The organism is Flavobacterium gawalongense, assembly GCF_007097265.1.
GTDB classification, from domain to species: domain Bacteria; phylum Bacteroidota; class Bacteroidia; order Flavobacteriales; family Flavobacteriaceae; genus Flavobacterium; species Flavobacterium gawalongense.
Genome location: NZ_VJZP01000032.1, coordinates 24,372 through 46,952, shown reverse-complemented (window position 1 = coordinate 46,952; position 22,581 = coordinate 24,372). Strand labels below are relative to the sequence as shown.

Genomic DNA, 22,581 nt, shown 5'->3' with positions numbered 1-22,581 from the left:
GTTTTGACCTTTGAATATTTCCATTTTTCCTATGTTTTATAAGACTTTAAAGATATGAAATTAAATACCTACCTCAAAGAATGTTAATTTTAACATTCTTGTTAAGCATTGGCATTTTTGCTCAAGAAGCCCCGAAACCTATATTTATTACAGTGACGATTATGCATAGGAATTTAGATTCCGACGGAAAAGACTGGAAGCAAACTGAACAAGAATACTTTGACAAAGTTACCAGTAAGAATGATTTAATAATTGGTTCCGAAATTCTTAATCATTATTACACAGAAAACAGTTCCGAAATTTTACTCGTTTCAGCTTTTAAAACCTGGGAAGACATAGAAAAATCAGGCGAAGCTACTAATGAACCAGTTAAAAAAGGCTGGCCTGATGAAAAAGCCAGAACTGCTTTTTTTGAAAAATACAACAGTTATTATTCTCCTGTACATTCCGACGAAATTTACTCCTCTGTTACCGGCACCAAAGAATTCAAGCCTACTACTAAAGAACCTATGGTCGTTTATGTGCGAAAATCACAAATGTCAATGAATGGTCAAGGCAAAGGCCTAAAAGAATTCAATGAAAAAATTACCATGAATAATCCTTATATAAAAGGACATTACCCTCACCGCCATGCATGGGGAGCTGACAGCAGGGATTTCCTTGAAGCCTATTATTATGATTCATTGGCCGATTTAGAAAAATCTAGCGATAAACAAAATGAATTAATAAAAACAGCTTGGCCAAAAGAAGAAGACCGAAAAGTGTTTTTTGATGGATTCAACAAGACGTTTACTGGCATGCATGGTGACTTCATCTACACCAATGTTCCTTCTTTATCCAAATAAATTCTGATTTCTCAAATAAACTCTGTCTTATCACGAGCAAACGGAGTTTATTTGAGAATTTTATTAAACCTAATAAATTAAATACCAATCAAATATAATTTTACTCTTAAAAAATATTGAAATTTATTTAAAAATATTTTGGATAAGCGAAAAACAAGCTTATATTTGCACTCGCAATAAGGAAATGAAAAAAATCTAAATTGTATTAGGGCGATTAGCTCAGCTGGTTCAGAGCACCTCGTTTACACCGAGGGGGTCGGGGGTTCGAACCCCTCATCGCCCACAAAAAACTCCATTAGAAATAATGGAGTTTTTTTATGCTTTATAGTTTTCCTTTTAGGATCGATTCCTGATTAGCCCATTGCTTCATAATCTATTTCTAAAAAGTCTTCCACCTGTTTTAACCAAATATTTTGAACAAAAGCAACATGATCAGGATGGTTGTTATAATATTGATATGCCTCATTGTTTTTAAACTCCATCAATATACCGTACTCAAATTTGTTTTTGACACTCGTCTGCTTTAGTATTTCAAATTTTTCAACTCCATTAATTGTGGTTAATTTACTGACAGCATCAAAAAAATCTTGTTTTTCAAGCGCTGTCATTCCGTCTTTAAATATAAAAATAACCGAATGGTGTATTGGAACATTATTTTGTTCTGTTGAAATAGCACTCGAGCTAAAGGTTTTATTATCATCCATAAGGAACTAATTTATATATTTTAATCTTTATTTAATTTTCAAATTTCATGAAAACGGACAACTTTTTCACATTACTATTATTTTCTAAGCCATAATACATCATAAGCACTTATAAAGTTTTTTTCGTGAATGATAATGTCCGTTTCCGTTAGTAAATTATATAATTTATCTCCACTAAAATCAGCGAACAAACTTCTTTCAAAAACAGTATCAAATTCTGAGAAATTTACAATAACATAAATGGTATCCTTGTTATTTGTTTTTTTATATACTAACAAATGAGTATTTTCATAATCAATAAATTCTAAATCATTATTATCCGCAAAAGCAGGTGTTTGTTTCCGAATTTTTATTAATTTTTTTAATTGTTTATAGACCTGAGCTTGTGCTGATGGAGAATTTTCTATGTTTTCAACCAAACTCCAATTCATTTTTGAACGATGCAACCAACGGTTATCATACTTTTTACTTTCATCATTTAAGTACTCATAATTATTTGGCAAGGCAACCTCATCTCCGCTATAAATCATTGGCAAACCCCCTAAAGACAAAATGATAGCATGCTGTAAATTGATTTGTTTTATACCCAGTTTAATTTCTCTCTCGTTGTTTTCCTTCAATGCTTTTTCCAACCCACACAATGCCGCCATAGAACCTGAAAGGCGGGCATTACCCGTTTCATGTTCAATCATAAAACGCTGTCCAAGTGCAAAACTGCCATTAAAACCGTCACAATAATGTTTTAAAATATACAAGCGATGCTGCAAACTATCTAATCCAAGTTCAGCAACTAATTTGTCATCAAATCCCAATCCTATGTCATCATGACAACGAGCATAATTTATCCATGTTGTATTTCTTGGTTTCTTAGGAACTGCTTTGATTGATTTTTTAAGCAAATTGGTATTCCGTGTAGCCAAAGCTTCCCAACTCAACGCCATAAAACTGGCATTATAAGCAATGTCGCATTCATCTCCTTGAAACAATCCTTCACCAAAATATTTTATAATTTCTTCAGGAGCCACAATCGCTTCAGCAATATAGGCCACACCCGGAGCTACAATTTGACCACATAATTTAAAAAGTTGTAATAAAAGATGAACTTCAGGCAGATTTTGATTAAACTTTCCTATTTCCTTCCACATGAAAGCTACAGCATCTAAACGAAAAATATCTATTCCTTTATTGGACCAGAATAACATGGTGTCTATCATTTCCACTAAAACCATTGGGTTTTTATAATTCAAATCCCATTGATAGCCATAAAACAAAGTCATCACCCATTGATCGCTCTCTGGCAAATAAGTGAAATTTCCAGGCGAAGTATCCGGGAAAATCTCGATCATTGTCCGTTCATAAGCATTCGGCAAATTCCTGTCTGGAAAAAAATAGAAAAAATCTTTGTATTTAGGATGTCCTTTACGAGCCTCAACAGCCCATTGATGCTGATCAGCACAATGATTGAGGACAAAATCCATAATCAAATTCATGTCGTTTTTTTGAAACTCATGTACCAAAGCTTCAAAATCCTTCATCGTTCCAAATTTAGGATTCACTTCACGATAATTGCGGACCGCATAACCTCCATCGTTTTCAAATTCCGGCACATCCAAAAAAGGCATCAAATGCACTGTATTAATTCCCAAATCTCTGAAGTAAGGAATTTTCTCTTTCAGCCCATTAAAATCAGTATTAAAAAGATCCACATACAACATCATCCCTACGATTTTCTCGCTGCAATACCAGTTTGGATTAGAAACACGTGTCATATCTCGCTTCTTTTGCAAAGGAGAACGTTCTTCAAAATTCTTAACCAAAGACTTCAACAATAATTCAAACGTCTCCTCCTTATAAGGACTATCGGAATATAATTTTTGAAATAAGTCACTGATAATTGGAAAATTTGCCCCCAATCTTAAATGGAAATTCTTGTCTTTAATTTTCACATCTTCCAAGAAGATATTTAATTTTGATAACTTTTCAGCCTGTTGCATATTTTTATAAAAATTTACTTATTTATCATTATTTATCTTAAAATAATATAGAGTCCCACTTCCAAAGATAAAATGATTTTAAATATAATAAAAAAATGTATCCCGAAAAAAAATTACATTAAGAACCTAATTTATTACAAAAATAACAGATGCGTTATTCCATTATTATTTTTAGCATAAAGGCTATCTTTTCAGATAGCCTTTATGCTTTTATTATTCTTTAAAATTGGCTTTACGAATACTTTTCGTTCCCCTTTATATAGTTCTTACGCAATCAATCATGGAATGCGAAAAAATTACCAACCCTGCGTCAATCCATTCCTTACGACTTCTTCATATTTCTCTTTATCGAAACTATATAAGTTAGGTGCTTTATGGGCGACATTACTTTTCTTTTCATCGAGTTTTGTAAGTATTCCAATGGCAGTTATTTTGCGAAGAAAATTTCTGCGATCTAGTTTTCTGCCCAAAATAGTTTCATATAGTTTTTGTAGTTCAGGAATGGTAAATTTTTCAGGGAGTAAACTATATCCTACCGGCATTAAATTCAATTCCATACGAAGTGTTTCTAATGCTTTGTCCAAAATTTTCTTGTGGTCTAAAATCAAATCCGGCACTGCATGATGGTCAATCCACTCCACAATTTCATTTTTACCTTCCGGTTGAGGAACTGCTTGTAAAAAATCGACTAAAGCATAGTAACCAACCGTTACAAAACGATTCGTATACCACTTACCTTCATCTAAAGGTATTCCGTAAAAGTTTAAAACTCTGTTACTAAAATCAATGCTATTTCTTTTAACGGCTCCAAATGTAGCAAATTGTCTCAGGAAAATTCCCTTTAACCCTGTTCTGCCATACAACACGCTAACCGCTGCATCATCGATATCTTCATCAACAGGCACAAAACCGCCTGGCAAAGCCCATTCATGGCTGTGTTTTGTTTTTATTAATAATACTTTGAGCTGATTATCATGAAATCCGAAAATCACACAATCTATTGATAAACTTGGCTGATAGTCTTCCTTGTTATCTAAAACGTTTTTTAACATACGATTTCTATACTTGTATTAAGATAAGTTACTAAAATTATTTCCTTGCAATTTACTCTATTTTTTCAAGGAAATGAACCGAAAATTCAAGATACAAAATTAATTATGTCTTCTCTACTTGACAATATTTTTTTTAAAAAAATTTTCTTATCCATAGAAAAACAAAACATCCTGTTAATCACAAAAAAATTAAATATTCTTATTTATAAACAGTAAAAAAAACACATCCCTAAAAAATAATGTTATATTTTTTTACTAAATGTATACCATATAAAAAAAACATGTACATTGCGTCAAAATAACACATTTGTTTTAAACAAAAATATAATTACCAAAAAACAACCAAATTAAAGATTTATGAAAAAATTTATTTTACTACTAATTGGGGTTACTCTGTCAGCTCAATCCTATGCCCAAAACGTAGATTATAGAGAAAAAGCAACAAAATTAGTTGCAAAAATGACATTGGAAGAAAAAGCTTCTCTGTGTTCAGGAGAAACAGCATGGTCAACAAAAGCCATTGCAAAACTTGGAATCCCTTCCATTTTTATGACCGACGGACCTCATGGTTTACGTAAAGCGGAAGGTTTTGATTTTACCAACAGTGTTCCTGCTACTTGCTTTCCAACCGCATCAGCGCTTGCCTCTTCTTGGAATCCTGCACTAGCTCAAAAAATGGGTGAAGCATTAGGAATCGAATCTCAAGCTAACGATGTTCAAATATTGTTAGGACCGGGAGTAAATATGAAACGCTCTCCTCTTGGCGGAAGAAATTTCGAATATTTTTCTGAAGATCCTATTTTAGCGGGAAAAATTGCAACAAGTTTTATTAATGGAGTTCAAAGCCAAGGTGTAGGAACTTCAATGAAACACTTTGCTGCAAACAGCCAGGAAGCGGAACGTATGTCCAATAGTTCAAATGTAAACGAACGTACCTTAAATGAAATCTATTTTCCTGCATTCGAAATGGCAGTAAAAGAGGCGCAACCATGGACCGTGATGTGTTCTTATAATAAAGTAAACGGAGTATATGCTTCTGAAAACCCTTATTTGTTAAATCAAATTCTAAAAGAAAAATGGGGTTTCAAAGGATTTGTTGTTTCTGATTGGGGTGCGGTAAACGAAAGAGCTTTAGGAGTAGATGCCGGATTGCATTTAGAAATGCCAGCTAGTGGTGGTTTTAATGATAAAAAAATTGTTGAAGCAGTAAAAAAAGGAACTTTATCAGAAGCCAGATTAGATCAAATCGTAACGGATTTACTTGCAGTAACCTTAAAAGCAAAAGACAGCCATAAAAAGGGAGTTATTGTTGACAAACAAAAACACAATGACCTTGCAAGACAAGTGAGTGGTGAATGTATTGTTTTATTAAAAAATGACAATGCAATTTTACCGCTGAAATCTTCATTGAAAAAAATAGCTATCGTTGGTAATTTTGCAAAAACACCTCGCTATCAAGGAGCAGGAAGTTCACAAGTACGTCCTACACAAATTCTAAATTCACTTGATGAATTGAAAAAAATAGCAAAAGGAACCCAATTTAGTTTCTCAACAGGTTATAATACAGAAGGAGAAACTGATGAAGTTAAAATTGCTGAAGCAGTACAAAATGCAAAAAATTCAGAATTGGTAATTGTTTTCGCAGGATTGCCAGACAGTTATGAATCCGAAGGTTACGACAGAAATAATATGGACCTGCCTGCTGGTCACAACAAGTTGATTTCGGCAGTATCCGAAGTAAACAAAAACATAATAGTAGTATTGTTGAATGGTGCGCCTGTATCGATGCCTTGGAAAAATGACGTTACTGCCATTGTTGAAGCCTATCTTGGTGGTCAAGCCGGTGGTGGTGCAATTGCTGATGTATTGACTGGAAAAGTAAATCCTTCCGGAAAACTATCTGAAACTTTTCCAATGCGCTTAGAGGATACTCCAACAGCTATGGATTTTCCTTCAAAAGACGGAAATGCAAATTATGGCGAAGGTATTTTTATTGGATACCGTTATTATGACAAAAAGAAAATCGAACCTAACTTTCCTTTTGGATTCGGTTTGAGTTACACGACTTTTTCTTATTCTGATATTAAAGCCAATACTACGGCAGCAAAAGATTCTGATGACATTGCAATCTCAGTAAAAGTAAAAAATACTGGTAAAGTAGCTGGTAAAGAAGTTGCAGAATTATATGTTCACGAACAAGAAAGTGAAGTGGCAAGACCAGAAAATGAACTGAAACATTTTGAAAAAGTGGCTTTATTACCAGGAGAAGAAAAAACAGTTACTTTCCATTTAACCTCACGTGATTTTGCTTATTTCAATTCAAAATCTCATGATTGGGCTATAAAATCAGGAAAATTTGACATCCGTGTTGGAGGTTCTTCTCGTAATTTACCTTTACAACAAACTATTGATATTCAGTCTACAAAAACTGCAAAAGTTGTTCTTACGCATGAATCATTATTCAAAGAATTCAAAAACGCACCAAACAGTGCTGTAATATATGCACAACTTGTTCAAAGTTTCACAGGAGATAATAAAAAAGCAGAAACTGAAGACGAGAAAAAAGCAGCTTCATTCTTAGAAGCCATGTTAGCAGATATGCCAATAAATAAATTTCTTTTATTATCAGGAGGGAAATTTACTGAAGAAAATTTGCAAGATATTTTAAAAGCTGCAAATCATAATTAAAAAACCATTTTAAAAATTGTTAATTAATTGTTGTTAAAAAAGTATTGAAACAGAATTTAAAAGAGGTTGCCTTTTATAAGGTAACCTCTCATTTAAATTCCCTCTTTTTCAAATTTGTTTTCCTAAATTTAATACTATAACTACAAGTTCTTAAGGAAAATTGATTTAGAGTCAATACTTTTTCATTTATACTTACATCAATTTCAACATACTAGTGAGCATACTATATTAAAAAAATACCGCATCAAATATATTAATTTTGAGTTAATAAGCTCATACATTTGTTAAAACACAAAAGGTATTCTTTCTATTTACATAAAAATCAAAGACTTTAAAATAAAAAATAGATTAAAGTCTATTTCAAAAACTGTTTAAACAGCTATTCTCTACCCTACAATTATTATTTGACCAATTCAAAAGTGTCTTTCAAACGAATATCCGCAGAAGACGAACCAATCATTAAATCAAAATCACCAGGTTCTGCAATCCATTGTAATGCTGCGTTATAAAAAGACAATTTTTCTTTGTCTATAGTGAATTTGACCGTTTTAGTTTCCCCTGCATTCAATTTTATTTTTTGAAAATCTTTTAGTTCAATAATTGGTCTGACTACTGATCCAACTTTATCTCTTAAGTACAACTGAACCACTTCTTCTCCAGCCACTTTTCCTGAATTGGTTATATTTAATGAAACGGCAACCGTTTCAGTACTTTTAATTTTATTATTAGATAATTTCAAATTTGAATATTCGAAAGTCGTATAACTTAAACCGTATCCAAAAGGAAATTTAGGACTGTTTTTTAAATCTGTATAAGCCGAAACATAATTGGATTCCGTCTCATTTTTAGCTGGTCTTCCCGTATTAAAATGATTGTAGTAAATAGGAATCTGACCTTCTTCCCTTGGGAAAGATAGTGGCAATTTCCCTGAAGGATTGTAATCGCCAAACAAAACATCGGCAATAGCATTTCCTGCCTCGCTTCCCAACCACCAGGTATACAAAATTGCAGGGACATTGTCAGCAGTCCAATTAAAAATAAGAGGTCTTCCTGCGTTAATCAAAACCACAACCGGCTTTCCAGTCGCTTGAATCGCTTTTATCAGTTCTTCCTGAACTCCCGGTAAACGAAGATTACTGCGACTTTTAGCTTCACCGCTCATATCTCTTCTTTCGCCGATACTTAAAATCACAACATCAGCCTGATTGGCAACAGCTATTGCTTCGGCAAAACCATCTTTGTTATCCCCTTCAATTTCGCACCCTTTGGCGTAAAGCAATTTGGCTGTATTCCCTACTTTATTCTGTAAACCTTCCCATTGTGAAATAACTTGTTTGTCATAATCTACTTCTGGCAATTCCACTGACCAAAAACCCATATTTTGCTTGCGTTCTTTAACCAAAGGACCTATAAAAGCAATTGTCTTCGTTTGTTTTGAAAGCGGTAAAATATTTTTTTCATTCTTCAACAATACGATACTTTTTGCCGTAATTTCTCTTGCTACCTTTCTATGTTCCGGATTGTTCAATTCTTTTTGTTCTCTTTCTGGATTTGAGTATTTATATGGATCTTCGAATAATCCCAATTCAAATTTCTTGCGTAAAATTCTTTTTACGGCATCATCAATTAGCGCAATTGGAACCCTTTTCTCTTTTACTAATTGTGCCAAATTATATCTGTACGCATTGCTTTCCATGTCCATATCACTTCCTGCGGTTATAGCAGCTAATGCAGCTTCTTTACTGTCTTTTACATATCCGTGATTGATCATTTCCCCTATTGAACCCCAATCGGAAACGACAAAACCTTGAAAATTCCATTTTCCTTTTAGAATGTCTCTTTGCAAATATTTATTCCCTGTTGCCGGAATTCCGTTAAGGTCATTAAACGAATTCATAAACGTTGCGGCTCCCGCATCCAAAGCTGCTTTGAAAGGTGGCAAATAGGTTTCCCAAAGCATTCTTTCGCTCATATCAACCGAGTTATAATCTCTCCCGCCAATTGCAGCTCCATAAGCAGCAAAATGTTTCACGCAAGCCATTACGGAATTGACATCACCCAATTTCCCTTGAAAACCTTTCACTCTGGCGTAAGCGATTTTTGAACCTAAATACGTATCTTCTCCTGCGCCTTCCATCACTCTTCCCCAACGCGGATCACGCGCAATATCGACCATTGGCGCAAAGGTCCAATGGATTCCACTGGCGGCCGCTTCTGTTGCGGCAATTCTTGCCGAAAGCTCCATAGCATCTAAATCCCAACTTGCGGCTTCCGCCAATGGAATTGGAAAAGTAGTTTTGTATCCATGAATGACATCCTGACCAAATAACAGAGGGATTTTTAATCGGGATTGCATGGCTAATTCTTGGTATTGTCTCGTGTGTTGTGTTCCCAAAACATTCAACATAGAACCGATTAAACCTGCTTTAATCTCAGATTGTTTATTCGGATTTATGGTTATTGGTCCAGTCGCAGCATTATCTCCAGTATATTGATTGAGTTGACCAATTTTCTCTTCGAGTGTCATTTGCTTTAGCAAAGCATCCACTTTTTGGTCAATCGTTTTTTGTTGAGAAAACCCAATAAAGCAGGTCAATAAAAGTGCTGTAGTTACTATTTTTTTCATTTCTAAATACTGTTTTTTTTAAATCAAATTCATTTATTTCATAATCGAAAAATTAGGAAACATTCTTTTATTTTTTTAACCCGCTTGGTTTTTTAAATTCTAAAAAGTTCAAATTGAAATTCCCTTTTTCGAAATAGACTTTGATTGTATTGGTTCCTCTTTTTAAAACCACATTTTTCAAAGTCACCGTTTGCCAATTATTTATTCCTCCAGAAGAAGGAATTGTAATGGTTTCAGAAAGTTGCCCGTTTTCATCTTTAAGGAAAAGCTTCCCTCCAGCTACATCACTGGAATACCGAATAGCAACATCAAATGTGTGCTCTGTATTTAAATCAAATGTGTATTGCAACCATTCGCCATCTCCAATAAACGCAACATGAAAACCATTAGTACTTTTATCATTACAAGATTCAATGTCGACGCCGTCATTTCTCATGACTCCCCCTTTGTTCCACTTGGTAAATTTAGTCCCATCATAATTGGCGACATCTTTATCAAAATAAGCATATCCATTTTGTCCTAAATCATATTCTGTTGCGAATACTTTCCCTGGCAGTGGATGGTTTTTGTATTTTTTAGCATCAGTTGTCTGGATTTGTCGGAACATGGCATCAATAACATCGTATCTGATGGTTAGCTTTTCCATTTTGAAGTTTCGGGCAATTTGTATTAACGCTTTTTTTGCAAAAGCTACTGTTGGCTTTTTCCCTCCGTTTTTCCAATACTCTAATAATTGCTCGTATTCCGGTGTTTTTGTAACCGAAGTAACTCCAGCTAAATTTTCAATTTTTTTCATTGGCCAAAAAGCCCAACCTATAGTATTGGATTCTACCAAAGAGATTGCTTCCTTAAACCATACATTAGAATTTTCACCACTTTCACCCAGCCAAATCGGCACATTATATTGGGTTCTGAAATTCAACATGTTTTGTATGGAAGCCACATCATTATCGTTCCAGTATTTGTGAAAACTCAACGCCATATTTTCATCCCAAAGCGGAAACATGCCATTGTAATTATTCCCCCAACAATTGCCTTCGATAAAAATTAAGTGATTCGTATCGATAGCTCTTATTGCTTTTGTAACTCTAACTTGTAAAGCTCTTAAAGGCGCATTCGAAGTTTCGTCACAACCATTTTGATTCGTTCCCGTAAAATTCCAATTGGGCTCATTGATGATATCATAGGCTCCAATCCAAGGATTATCTTTGTAACGCAAAGCCAACTTTTCCCAAAGCGCGACCATTTTATCCTGATTTGCGGTACTTTCCCAAAGCGATAGTTTTGTAGCATCATAATCGGATATATTGGCATCTTTTCCCTGACCTCCGGGAGCTGCATGTAAATCTAAAATCAGGTATATTTTATTGGCAGCACACCATTTCAATAAATCATCTGTCATTTTGAAACCTTCTTCCAACCAAGTATTCTGGCCTGAAACTGTTTCTTGCTCAATGGGCAGTGTATACAAGTTGTAATGCATCGGCAGTCGAACGGAGTTAAAACCCCAAGCCGCCAATGAATCGACATCTCTCTTTGTTATTCCGTTTGCTTTATAAGCATCATAAAATTCTTCTGTGTTTTTAGCACCAATTAAATCCGTTATCTTCTGCTTAATTACATGTTGGGAACCTGCAAATTCACTTGTTTGAAGCATATAGCCTTCCTGAACCATCCATCCATCCACCCAACCCCAAACCGCGTAATACAATGTTTTTTCCATTTCCATCGACAATTTCTTGTCCATTTCTATGTAAAAAACCTTGTCCGAACGAGGCAACTGAAAAAGAAATAAAGACTATTAAAACTATTTTTTTCATACTTTATATTTTTAAAACCAACCCGTTTATAATTTAATAAACCAAAGATTGGATCCCGTGAGCCGGAATTACAACAACCGTTTTCTCTGAAGCAATGATTAAATTATACGTTACCTCCTTATCAGACTGGTTCATCACCACAGTGACCATTTTCCCGTCTGTATTCAGGAATGAAGTACTTAACAAACTACTTCTGCTCACAGCTGTACTGACTCTTTTGGCATCAGGACGAATAAATTTCGAGAAATGTCCAATATAATAATAGCTCGGTGTATAGATTAATTCTCCCGAATTGGTATCTGCATGGATTGGTGCGAAACAAAAATTCCCTACGTGATTCGGGCCTCCGTTTTGGTCTAAAAGGATGTTCCAATCCGTCCAACCCACCGTTCCATTATTGAAATCATTAATCATAGAAATTCCATATCGTTCGCCGTTTGCCCAGAATTGGTATTTTTTAGTATCAAATTTTTCTATACATCCTTCGGTAAACAATAAGTTTTTAGATGGATAAGCCTCGTGAACTTTTCGAACATTATCAAACATTTGTGTTCCACCTGCCCAAGTTTCGTACCAATGAAATCCCATTCCCCAAGCATATTTTGAAGCTTCCGGATCTGAGAAGATAACATTTGCTCTCTGATTCATCAAATCACGATTGTGATCCCAAACCACAATTTTTTTATCTCCCAAACCTTCTTTTTTCATTGTTGGTCCAAGGAATTTTTTCAAGAAATCTCTCTCGGCTTCAGCGGTAAAAACGCAAGATTCCCAAGTTTGAGTTGCCATAGGTTCGTTTTGAACAGTCAATCCCCAAATTGGCATTCCCTCTTTTTCATAGGCTTTGATAAATTTCGTGTAATAATTCGCCCACGTTTGGTAATATTCCGGAAGTAAAGTTCCTCCTTTTAGCATGCTGCCATTGCTTTTCATGAAAGCGGGAGGACTCCATGGCGAAACATAAAGTAATAATTTCCCGCCAGCTGTTTTTATGGCTTCTTTGAGCATTGGAATGCGATATTGCCTGTCGTGGTCAATGTTGAAAGTCTTCAAATTTTTATCCCCTTCTTCGATATAGGTATAACTTCCACTACTAAAATCAGAACTATGAATGGTTGTTCTTAGCAATGAATAGCCTATTCCTTTTTCTTTATCATAGTAGGCATTAATAAGTTCTTGTTGCTTGTCTTTTGTCAATTTTGCAAAAACCTCAGCACTGGCATCTGTTATTGCTCCGCCAATTCCCATAAAGGTTTGGAACGTTTTTTTAGGTTCTACAAAAACAGAAATCTCCGTTTCCAACGGTTGTTTTGAAGTTCCAAAACCCAATTTATCCGTTTGTGTTAATCTTAATTTAGTATTTTCTGCTGTAGTGTAAACGGTAACTGTTTTGTCTTTTGTAGAAAAAGACAGTAGTTTCGTTTTATTTTTTTGCTGCGAAAAAGCCAAAAAAGTCACTGCTAAAAGGGCTATTGTTGTTATTTTTTTCATGATGTAAGTATTATGTATAGATATTATTTTACCAGATATAGGTTCCTACCGAACCCGCCTCTAATGAAGTTGTAACCCAATTCCCATTGTATTTAATGTTAAAAATTTCGGATGTGTTTCCATCATTTTCAACAATTAAAACTTTTTTCCCACTAGGCGTTTTAAAAGCCACATTGTTTAAATTGCCACTATGGTTACTCGCAATTCTAACTGAACCTGCAGGAACAAATTTAGAGGCATGCGCAATGATATAATACCCTACATTTCTGGTAAAACTATCACTGCTATTTATGGTTAGTGCTCCTTTGCAAGTAGTACAACCGCCTGGAGTGTTTGGTCCAAAAAAAGCATTATTTGCTAAGTTCCATTCCAATGCTGTTTTACTCCAATTTCTCATGGAACCAATAATTATATTTTTGACATGCCATTTCAAATCGCCATCAAAAGTTCCTGTAGAAGACGTGTATTGCTCCGTAAAATAGATGTTTTTATTTGGGAAAGCATTGTGAACTGTAGATAAAGCGCTTATATCCCCTTCATACAAATGAAATGCAGAACCGTCAACATAAGGATTCGCTGCAGGATCATTCAGCACTGCAATAGGATATTCCGGTTTGTTGCAATTATGGTCGTACGCCACAATTTTTGTTGTCAAATTTGCAGCTTTGAAAGCGGGACCTAAATGATTTTTTATAAAATCGGCCTGATGCAATGCAATCATCAACATACTTGGATTATTACCCGGATGTAAAGGTTCATTTTGAGGCGTAATGGCATCAATAGTAATCCCTTCGGCTTTCATTGTCTGGATGTATTTCACAAAATATTGAGCATAAACTCCGTAATACTCCGGTTTCAAACTTCCTCCTACGAAACCATTATTGTCTTTCATCCAAACTGGTGGTGACCATGGAGTTGCCATGATTTTAATATTTGGATTGATGGCCACGATCTCTTTTAGCATTGGAATCAAATCATTTTTATCAGGAGCTAAACTAAAATTGTCCAGATTCACGTCTGTTTGACCGCTGGGCAAATCATTATAAGTAAATAGCGTTGCATTCAAATCTGAAGCACCAATACTTATTCTTAGATAACTGATAGCAATTGAATTATCATTGGCACCAAACAATTCTTTTAATAATTCTTGTCTCTTTTTGGCATTTAATTGATTAATAACCTGCGTACTTCCTCCCGTTAAGGTATATCCAAAACCATCAATAGTTTGAAATGTTTTGGAATCATCAACCTCAATATTGGAGTAATTATTATAGGCAGTACCAAATGCTAAAATTGATGTTTGTTTTTGAAGTGTTACACTCTGATTCCCTTTTGTCAACCAAAAATCCATTTCATTTGTAACTACCGGCGGAACTGGAGTTGGGGTTGGATTAACCGTATCGCCAGACGGAGAACATTTTGACAGCATGACTGACAAGGTTAGTAAGATGAAAATTTTCATGGTATATTTTATATAATTCAAATTTTTATTTAAAGTTTATTTCAACATAGACCGGCAAGTGATCTGATGGGTATCTCAAATCTTTTGAATCACTCAAAATGGCATATTTTTTTACTTTAAAAATACTATTCTTCGAAATAAAAATATAATCTATCAATTTGGTTACGGGTTCGTTGTGTTTAAAATTGTTGAAAGTTCCTGAAGGCCCAAAAGCCTTCTCTTGTGAAACTTCTCTCGTATCATCCATCACTTTTTTAAGTGCAATTATTCTTTCTTCATCGGGTTCTGAATTTAAATCTCCCATGAAAATTACGGGATAATTTTTAGTATTTAGTTCCTTTATTTTCGAAAGAATAAGCTGTATCCCTTTGGTTCTGGCTTCGACACCAATGTGATCCAAATGTGTATTAAAAACCCAAAACATTTTTTTTGTTTTCAAATCTCTGAAAAGTGCATAGGTACAAACTCTGTTGTAAGCAGCATCCCATCCTTTGGAAATGATATATGGAGTTTCAGAAAGCCAGAACGTATTGCTTTCTTTCACTCTAAATCTTTCTTTTTTATAAAAAATAGTAGACGATTCCCCTTGTCCTATTCCGTCTCTTCCAATGCCTACATTATTATATTGCAAAAGTGAAGTTACAATATCAATAACCTGATTGGGCCTTGCTTCTTGTACTCCAAAAATATCTGGTTCGTAAAATTGAACTTGAGAGGCGAAATAATCTTTGCGGTGGCTCCAATCATTTTCTCCATCACTTGCAACATCTAAGCGAATATTATAAGTCATCACTTTTAATGACTGAGCATTAGAAAACATGGCCATTAGGATTAAAATTATCGAACTAATTATTTTTTTTGACTGCTTCATTATTTTATTTTTAAATTAATATTCTTCATTAGAGCTTCTATCCAACTTACAAATAGAAGCCCTTAATGAAGACCTAACTAAACAAAAACACATTAATTATAAACTCTAACATAATCTATCTCAAAAGTCGAAGAAGTAAAACCAGGATTGATCGTTCCTCCAAAATTACCACCCATCGCACAGTTTATAATCAGGAAAAAATCCTGATTAAAAGGAAAACTAGCTGTATTTGTAAAAGTATAAAATAACTGATTATCAACGTAAAACTTAATTGACGTAGCTGACCAATCTACGGCATAAATATGAAACTCTGTTGTAGCATCAGGAACCATAACAGTACTGGTGTCTGGTGTATTTCCTGAGCGCCCCGGAGAATGTAAGGAACCATGAACTTTATTAAGGCTGTTACCAACGTGTTCCATAATATCAATTTCTCCACAAGCAGGCCAACCGGCAGAACTTATATTACTTCCTAACATCCATAAAGCAGGCCATGTTCCACCACCAGCAGGCAGTTTTGCGTTAATTTCTACTCTTCCGTATTTGAAAGAAAATTTATCTTTTGTAAGAATTCTAGCCGAAGTATAATTGCTTCCACTAAAACTTTCTTTTAGCGTTTTAATTTTTAACAAACCATCTTGAACAATTACATTTTCTGGCCTGTTCGTGTAATATTGGGATTCGTTATTTCCCCAACCTCCAGAACCTAAATCACAACCCCATTTTGCACTATCAGGTGCTCCGTCAACGTTAAATTCATCTGACCAAACTAAAGAAGACCCTACGAAAACTGTTAATGAAAGAGTCGAAGAAACAAACTGTCCTGAATTGTATGCAGACACATATATAACATAGGTGTTTGTACCCGATGTTGTATAGGTGTAAGTAAAATTTCCATTTGTCAGCTCTTTGGTTTCACCGTTACCAAGTAAAATTTTATAGGAAGTCGCATTAGTTGCACTGATGCTAAAATTTACTGTTCCGCTCCCATTGCCGTTTGGGTTTTGTGCGTTTCCACCAACAATCGCTGCTGAAATCAAAAAATTCGAAGGTTTTGTCACTGTCCCCTCCCCGCTATTGCGATCAATACTACTGCAAGAAAGCAATAAAAAAATCCCAACCAAAGCAGTAAAATTTATGAATACTTTCATGGTTATTTTTCATGTCAAGATTTAAAAAATTTAAGCTTCTATAAAATTATAGAAGCTTAAATTAAGCTTATTTATATTCCTCTTAACTCAATATTATCAACGGAGATTCCATCTTTAAGATTTTCACCACCACATTTAATAACCAAATAAACTGTTCCTGTAGCAGTAGCGGTATAAGTCCCAACATTATCTGCACCACCACATCCAACGCTTGATATTTTTCCAGAAAATGCAGATGCACCACAACCTGCCCAAGTATTTATCGAACGTATTTTTCCTCCGGCAGAATAATCGCTGTTTTGTGTTGGAATTATTGGAGATACAAAAACTTCAAACCATGTGTTTGACACACCACTTGTAGAAGAGCACACCATATCAACTTTATATGTTCTACCAGAAACTACACTAATAGCCTGATAGAATCCTTGCTGATTCCAACCGCCACCTGTAACTGTTGTTTTACCATTTGCAAAAGCCCAAGAGGTTCCTGATGCACTTATGTTTAAAACTGTCCATTTGCTTATATCTGAAGCCGTGTCTAATTTACCCCCTTGAACTAAATTTCCTGAAATAAGATCTGGTGTGGTAACAGTAATAGTCTTAACTGCTGGAGCTGGTCCACTGCCGCCCTTACCAAAAACATTATGTGTAATAGTATAGGTCCCAACATCTGGCAAGAACAAAGATTCATTAGCAGTTCCCGCAGCCGAACCAGCACCATCATCAACATTCCAATAATGAAACACAAAATCCGTTGGATTTGGGTTAGACGTTAAATTAAAAGTATTCGCATTAGACCCTTGAGTTATTGTGAACTCAGAATTTAACCCATCTGTACTAAGACCATTCCCATCACCTATGTCTTCAGTTTGACAACCTGAAAATAGAATTAGTGAAATTACTATTATTGCAATTTTATCTAAAAATCCCCTATTTATCTTTTTCATAATTTTATCTTTTATTAATTATACCCTGGGTTTTGTTTCAATTTGGTCCCTTGAAGCTCTCTGGTTGGTATAGGAAAAACTTCATCTTTACCTGCTACAAAACCTCTGTTTGCTAATTTAGTAGCGGCATCACCCCATCTTACTAAATCAAAGAATCTATGTCCTTCGCCAGCAAGTTCCATTCTTCTTTCGTTTTTAATAGCTGCAAGTGTAACCGGGACAGATGGCAAACCAACTCTTGCTCTTACCGCATCAAGCAATGCTTGCGCTCTTGCTCCTGAACCTAATGCTTCAGCTTCCATTAAATAGGTGTCAGCAAGCCTAATCACATACGTATTCTGTTTGTAATTTAACTCTGCTGCTCCACCACCAGTTCGAACATCCGTTTTTCTTGGAAGAAATTTATTCAAGAAATATCCTGTATCTTGATATCCACCAATATAATCTGCCTGACCTGCCGCTTTTAAGGCTTTAAGGTCAAATACTGTTGCTCCAAATCTTGGATCTAATTTAATGGCATCATATAAATCTTGTGTAATAACATTGAAACTCCATCCTGAAGGTAAGTCCGGAGCGGTAGAGCCTGATGGTCTCGAATAACTTCTAGGACCTACCATAACATTTAATGAATTTCCTTCGTCTCTACCTGAACCCCAAAACCACCAATCAGAATTACCAGCACTTGTGTGTGACACTTCTATAATTGACTCTGTATTAAATTTATTGGCAACAACCCATAAATCATTAAAGTTAGACAACAATTTATTGCCGTATTGATTTGTTGCGCCTGGTGTACCATTTACCTGAGCCAAAACAGCAGCAGCTTCCGTTTTTTTGCCTTCATACAAATATACTTTCCCGAGCATTGCTTGAGCGGCACCTCTTGTAAGACGCCCAGATTCTGTGGCAGCTGGAACGGTTGTTGGCAAAACATTTATTGCTTCTAATAAATCTTTTTCAATTTGAGCGTAAACTGCTTCAGGAGCTGCCTGCTCAACATCATACATATTAGTCGCTGTTAAAGGATCCAATAGCAATGGAACGTTTTTAAACATTCGTACCAAATTGAAATAATATATAGCACGTAACGCTTTTGACTCTGCAGCAAATCTGGCTTTTAGATTATCCGGCATAGCAACATCCGGTAATTTTAACAACAAAGTATTTGCTCTGAAAATTCCTTGGTAATGATCGTTCCAAAAACTTCCCGCTACATTTGTTGAAGTAAGTGTGTGTGTAGAGAAAGCTTGAATTCCTGCTCCATCTGTAGAACCACCACCACCAGCATAGAAGTCATCCGAACCTGCGTTCATCATGGAGATTATATTTTCAAAACCGCCTGAATTTTTTCTAATTGGATCATATACTCCAACCAGAGCTGCCGTTGCTTGTTCTTCGTTAGCATAATAGTTATCTGAAAGAAAAGAACCTTTTGGTGTAACATTAACAAACTCCTCAGAACAAGAACCTAAGGAAACCAGTGCTACTGCTATAAATAAATATTTAAATTTCATCGTTTTCATAATTCTTGATTTTATTAAAATTGTAAATTGGCTCCAAACATAAATGTTCTTGCTTGTGGGTAAATCCCTTTGTCTATCCCAAATACACCTCCACCAATTTCAGGGTCATATCCTGTATATTTAGTAAGAGTCAATAAATTCTCAGCCGTTATATAAAAACGCACTTTACTGGCTCCAATTTTACTAATCGCATCACTTGGCAATGAATATCCAAATTGAACTAATTTTAGTCTAAGATAATTCCCGTCTTCAAGATAAAAATCTGACATCTTACCAAAGTTACCATTGGCATCGTTATTTGTAAGTCTCGGATAATCATTTGAAGTTCCTTCACCTGTCCAACGGCTTAAAGCAATAGTTTGATAGTTAGCATTTCCAACATCTAACCTGCGCAAACCTTGGAAAATTTTATTTCCTGCCGCACCTTGAGCAAATGCCATAAAATCGAAGTTTTTATAGTCGAAATTCAAAGTCAGTCCAAAAGTGTATTTTGGAATATTACTTCCCAAGAATTGTTTGTCATCATCTCCTATTGAACCATTTCCATCAGTATCAACCCAACGGAAATCTCCCGGACGAGCACTTGGTTGGATTAACCCGCCTGAAGCATTCGTGTAAGCAGCTATTTCGGCCTCATTTTGAAAAATTCCTGCTGTTTTAAATCCGTAGAATGAGTTATAGGACTGTCCAACTTGTGTTCTTGTCACTGGCCCCATCGACTGAAAAGAAGCATCCCCTGCAATATAATTTGAATCAGAAGCTACATAAGTAACTTTGTTTTCTAAATAAGCAACGTTTCCATTAACAGAGAAATTTACTTCCCCAAATTTCTTTTTATACCCTAATTCAACCTCAATACCTTTATTATCCATATCCGCTACGTTTCCTGTAGGATTTGAAGCAACACCAACATAACCCGGTATATTTATGGAACGCAAGATACCAGAGGTTGATTTCTTGTATAAATCTACCGTAAGGTTTATCGCGTTGAAAAATTTTGATTCAAAACCAATATTCGTCTGAGATGTTTCCTCCCATTGCAAATCGGGATTATCAAGTGTAAGGTTAGCATAGCCGGTAGTTATTGCTCCTGTGTTTCCAAAAGAATAATTGTAACCTCCTTCAACTAAGGAAAGGTATCTGAAATTTGGAATTGCATCATTTCCTACAACTCCATATCCTCCTCTGATTTTCAAAGTATTAAGTACATTGCTTTCTTTCCAAAAATCTTCTTTGGTTAGTACCCATCCTAAATTAAACGATGGAAATACACCAAATTTATTATTGGCTCCAAAACGACTTGAACCATCACGACGAATAATTCCTGTAAACAGATACTTTTCTTTAAAATCGTAATTCACACGTGCAAATAACGAAGTCAATTTATGTTCTGTCAAATCGTATGTACTGCTGCTTCTGTCTGATTGTGGAATATCAAAATTGAAAGAGGCATCACGATAATCTGTAATAGGCAATCCAAACATGGTAGATCCAGAACCTCCGCCTATATTATCCACGTAGGAACCTTGACCTAATAACACCGTTAAGTTATGGTTTCCAAATTGATTCGCATAGGTTACAATATTTTCAATATTCCATGCAAAACTTTTGTTTTCACTTTTACTGTAACTATTTTTAAGCACATTTGAAGTGGCACTTAAATAAAAAACAGGGGTAAAACCCTGACCTCCCCAAGAAGATAATTTTGCTCCAAGAGTTGATCTCACTTTGATATGTTTAGTTATTGCCGCTTCCAAATAGGCATTCCCAACTAAATCGTCAGAAGTACCATACCCCCCTAGTCTTGTTTTGGCATACGCCAAAGGATTAGTCATCTCCTGACCAACTAAGCTGGAAATTCCATAAGGACTTCCATTTGCATCTCGGATCACAGGATTTGTACTATATGGAGCACTATTAGCTTTTACTGGATCTGTTTCTATCAAAGGAGTAGTTGGATCCAAGTTGATTGCAGAGCTCAATGGCCCGCCAAATTCACTGTTCGTATTACCGATACCAATTGTTTTTTGTCTGGAAAATCCAAAAGTTTGTCCGAAAGTGAATACTTTAGATAATTTGTGCGTAGAGTTTAAACGAAAATTCTTTTTAGTATAGTTTGAAATTTCAGTAGAAACAATTCCTTCCTGATCCTGAATCCCAAAAGAAGCATAAAAATTAGAAACATCGCTGCCTCCACTGATACTTAACTCATGAGAATAACGAAAAGCACTCGTATTAAAAATTGCTTTTTGCCAATCAGTCCCAACACCCAAAGCAGATAAATTAGGAAAGATGACAGGTCCGCCGGCAGCAACTGATTTTTCATTTAATAAAGCACCATATTGCGTAGCGTTTAGTAGATTTAAAGTCTTCTCTGGTGATGAAATTCCTGTAAACCCATTGTAGTTTACAGAAATCTTTCCGGATTTTCCTTTTTTGGTTGTAACCAAAATAACACCTGTAGCAGCACGTGTTCCGTAAATCGCAGCAGATGCGGCATCTTTCAGCACTTCGATTGATTCAATATCAGACTGATTAAGAAATCCTATTCCCCCTGCATCGACAACAACACCATCTACAACCCAAAGAGGATCATTACCCCCTTCGCCAAAAGTAGTCACCCCTCTTATACGTATTGTTGATGAAGCACCAGGCTGACCAGAACTGGCAGCAATGGTAACACCAGAAACCCTACCCTGTAAGGCTTGCTCGATCCGACCATTAGGAACTTTTTCAAGATCTTTAGCCCTTACACTGGATATTGCTCCGGTAACAACACTTTTCTTTTGAGTACCATAACCTACCACAACAACTTCCTGTAAGGATTCAGTTGAAGGATTCAGTTTTACATCAATTCGATTTCTTCCGTTAATAGATTCCTGAGTAGTATTGTAACCTAAATAACTAAACTCTAAAGTCCCTTTTGGCGTGGCCTTTATTTGATAATTCCCATCAAAATCCGAAGCCGTGGCTTTGGAAGTTCCTTTAATTAAAATGGATACTCCTGGAATGGGCAGTCCGTTTTCGTCATAAACTTTTCCGCTTACAGTAACATCTTGCGCTTGCCCGTAAACTGAGAATAGAATAGATAAAAAACAAAAAATAAACAATTTTGTAAATTTCATATTTCTAAAAATTTTGGTTAATTAATTAGTAATTTCCCGCAATATTATAGCTATTTTTTCTATATCCGTATTAATTTTTCATTACAAAAACACATCAAATGCTTTTTTATAACCAAACAAAAACACATCAAAAATTATTTAAATAATTGTATATCAATATTTTAATTATTAATTTTAATTGTTATTAAAAAGTTAAATTAAAAAACTAACACTACATTTATTAAAAAACGGTTATTTTAGCTATTAATATGGATTTAGCCCAAAACAACATACCGTTAAACG

14 protein-coding genes and 1 tRNA gene are annotated in these 22,581 nt (G+C 35.1%); 3 read left to right on the top strand and 12 right to left on the bottom strand.

Translation table 11 applies throughout. From position 1 onward, the window contains the following. Positions 1-80 precede the first annotated feature (80 nt). Both FNW38_RS14540 and FNW38_RS14535 read left to right on the top strand, forming a co-directional pair. Entirely contained in the window at positions 81-845 is a 765-nt protein-coding gene (locus FNW38_RS14540) for a hypothetical protein (RefSeq protein ID WP_143388499.1), read from the top strand. 208 nt (positions 846-1,053) lie between these two features. After that, positions 1,054-1,128: transfer RNA gene (locus FNW38_RS14535), tRNA-Val, on the top strand. Positions 1,129-1,198: 70 nt separating this feature from the next. Here the strand turns inward: FNW38_RS14535 and FNW38_RS14530 are convergent. The 3 genes from FNW38_RS14530 to FNW38_RS14520 form a co-directional block, all read right to left on the bottom strand. Beyond that, on the bottom strand, positions 1,199-1,549 hold the full coding sequence (locus FNW38_RS14530; RefSeq protein WP_143388498.1) for a Dabb family protein: 351 nt from the start codon (positions 1,547-1,549) through the stop codon (positions 1,199-1,201). Between the two features lie 77 nt (positions 1,550-1,626). Further along, positions 1,627-3,543 carry an amylosucrase gene (locus FNW38_RS14525; protein WP_143388497.1) on the bottom strand — a complete coding sequence of 639 codons (1,917 nt, stop codon included), beginning with the start codon at positions 3,541-3,543 and terminating at the stop codon, positions 1,627-1,629. A gap of 296 nt (positions 3,544-3,839) precedes the next feature. Then, the gene (locus FNW38_RS14520) at positions 3,840-4,595 is read right to left on the bottom strand and encodes an NUDIX hydrolase (RefSeq protein WP_143388496.1); all 756 of its coding nucleotides are present in this window, start codon (positions 4,593-4,595) and stop codon (positions 3,840-3,842) included. A gap of 357 nt (positions 4,596-4,952) precedes the next feature. Between FNW38_RS14520 and FNW38_RS14515 the strand changes: the two genes are divergently transcribed. After that, the gene (locus tag FNW38_RS14515) at positions 4,953-7,283 is read left to right on the top strand and encodes a glycoside hydrolase family 3 C-terminal domain-containing protein (protein WP_218043731.1); all 2,331 of its coding nucleotides are present in this window, start codon (positions 4,953-4,955) and stop codon (positions 7,281-7,283) included. A gap of 400 nt (positions 7,284-7,683) precedes the next feature. On the opposite strand, the gene FNW38_RS14510 is transcribed toward FNW38_RS14515, so the two are convergent. From FNW38_RS14510 to FNW38_RS14470, 9 genes are all read right to left on the bottom strand, one after another. Then, positions 7,684-9,909, bottom strand: a complete 2,226-nt coding sequence (locus FNW38_RS14510; RefSeq protein WP_143388495.1) for a glycoside hydrolase family 3 N-terminal domain-containing protein — start codon at positions 9,907-9,909, stop codon at positions 7,684-7,686. 67 nt (positions 9,910-9,976) lie between these two features. Continuing rightward, a complete protein-coding gene (locus FNW38_RS14505) occupies positions 9,977-11,656 on the bottom strand; it encodes a cellulase family glycosylhydrolase (protein WP_235890211.1) in 1,680 nt (559 codons plus the stop codon). Positions 11,657-11,762: 106 nt separating this feature from the next. Further along, positions 11,763-13,220 (bottom strand): glycoside hydrolase family 30 protein, encoded by a 1,458-nt coding sequence (locus FNW38_RS14500; protein WP_143388494.1) that lies wholly within the window; start codon positions 13,218-13,220, stop codon positions 11,763-11,765. A gap of 28 nt (positions 13,221-13,248) precedes the next feature. Then, positions 13,249-14,682 (bottom strand): glycoside hydrolase family 30 protein, encoded by a 1,434-nt coding sequence (locus FNW38_RS14495; RefSeq protein WP_143388493.1) that lies wholly within the window; start codon positions 14,680-14,682, stop codon positions 13,249-13,251. Between the two features lie 25 nt (positions 14,683-14,707). Beyond that, positions 14,708-15,553 carry an endonuclease/exonuclease/phosphatase family protein gene (locus FNW38_RS14490; protein WP_143388492.1) on the bottom strand — a complete coding sequence of 282 codons (846 nt, stop codon included), beginning with the start codon at positions 15,551-15,553 and terminating at the stop codon, positions 14,708-14,710. 92 nt (positions 15,554-15,645) lie between these two features. Further along, complete coding sequence (locus tag FNW38_RS14485; protein WP_143388491.1) at positions 15,646-16,704, bottom strand: glycoside hydrolase family 16 protein; 1,059 nt, start codon at positions 16,702-16,704, stop codon at positions 15,646-15,648. Between the two features lie 71 nt (positions 16,705-16,775). Further along, entirely contained in the window at positions 16,776-17,651 is an 876-nt protein-coding gene (locus tag FNW38_RS14480; RefSeq protein WP_143388490.1) for a hypothetical protein, read from the bottom strand. A 14-nt stretch (positions 17,652-17,665) separates the two neighbouring features. Continuing rightward, on the bottom strand, positions 17,666-19,174 hold the full coding sequence (locus FNW38_RS14475; protein WP_143388489.1) for a RagB/SusD family nutrient uptake outer membrane protein: 1,509 nt from the start codon (positions 19,172-19,174) through the stop codon (positions 17,666-17,668). A gap of 14 nt (positions 19,175-19,188) precedes the next feature. Continuing rightward, on the bottom strand, positions 19,189-22,299 hold the full coding sequence (locus tag FNW38_RS14470; protein ID WP_143388488.1) for a SusC/RagA family TonB-linked outer membrane protein: 3,111 nt from the start codon (positions 22,297-22,299) through the stop codon (positions 19,189-19,191). Between the last annotated feature and the right edge of the window lie 282 nt (positions 22,300-22,581).

Coding starts and splice junctions, on each gene's coding strand:
- FNW38_RS14540 (WP_143388499.1), top strand. CDS start 81: ATGTTAATTTTAACATTCTTGTTAAGCATTGGCATTTTTGCTCAAGAA.
- FNW38_RS14530 (WP_143388498.1), bottom strand. CDS start 1,549: ATGGATGATAATAAAACCTTTAGCTCGAGTGCTATTTCAACAGAACAA.
- FNW38_RS14525 (WP_143388497.1), bottom strand. CDS start 3,543: ATGCAACAGGCTGAAAAGTTATCAAAATTAAATATCTTCTTGGAAGAT.
- FNW38_RS14520 (WP_143388496.1), bottom strand. CDS start 4,595: ATGTTAAAAAACGTTTTAGATAACAAGGAAGACTATCAGCCAAGTTTA.
- FNW38_RS14515 (WP_218043731.1), top strand. CDS start 4,953: ATGAAAAAATTTATTTTACTACTAATTGGGGTTACTCTGTCAGCTCAA.
- FNW38_RS14510 (WP_143388495.1), bottom strand. CDS start 9,909: ATGAAAAAAATAGTAACTACAGCACTTTTATTGACCTGCTTTATTGGG.
- FNW38_RS14505 (WP_235890211.1), bottom strand. CDS start 11,656: ATGGACAAGAAATTGTCGATGGAAATGGAAAAAACATTGTATTACGCG.
- FNW38_RS14500 (WP_143388494.1), bottom strand. CDS start 13,220: ATGAAAAAAATAACAACAATAGCCCTTTTAGCAGTGACTTTTTTGGCT.
- FNW38_RS14495 (WP_143388493.1), bottom strand. CDS start 14,682: ATGAAAATTTTCATCTTACTAACCTTGTCAGTCATGCTGTCAAAATGT.
- FNW38_RS14490 (WP_143388492.1), bottom strand. CDS start 15,553: ATGAAGCAGTCAAAAAAAATAATTAGTTCGATAATTTTAATCCTAATG.
- FNW38_RS14485 (WP_143388491.1), bottom strand. CDS start 16,704: ATGAAAGTATTCATAAATTTTACTGCTTTGGTTGGGATTTTTTTATTG.
- FNW38_RS14480 (WP_143388490.1), bottom strand. CDS start 17,651: ATGAAAAAGATAAATAGGGGATTTTTAGATAAAATTGCAATAATAGTA.
- FNW38_RS14475 (WP_143388489.1), bottom strand. CDS start 19,174: ATGAAAACGATGAAATTTAAATATTTATTTATAGCAGTAGCACTGGTT.
- FNW38_RS14470 (WP_143388488.1), bottom strand. CDS start 22,299: ATGAAATTTACAAAATTGTTTATTTTTTGTTTTTTATCTATTCTATTC.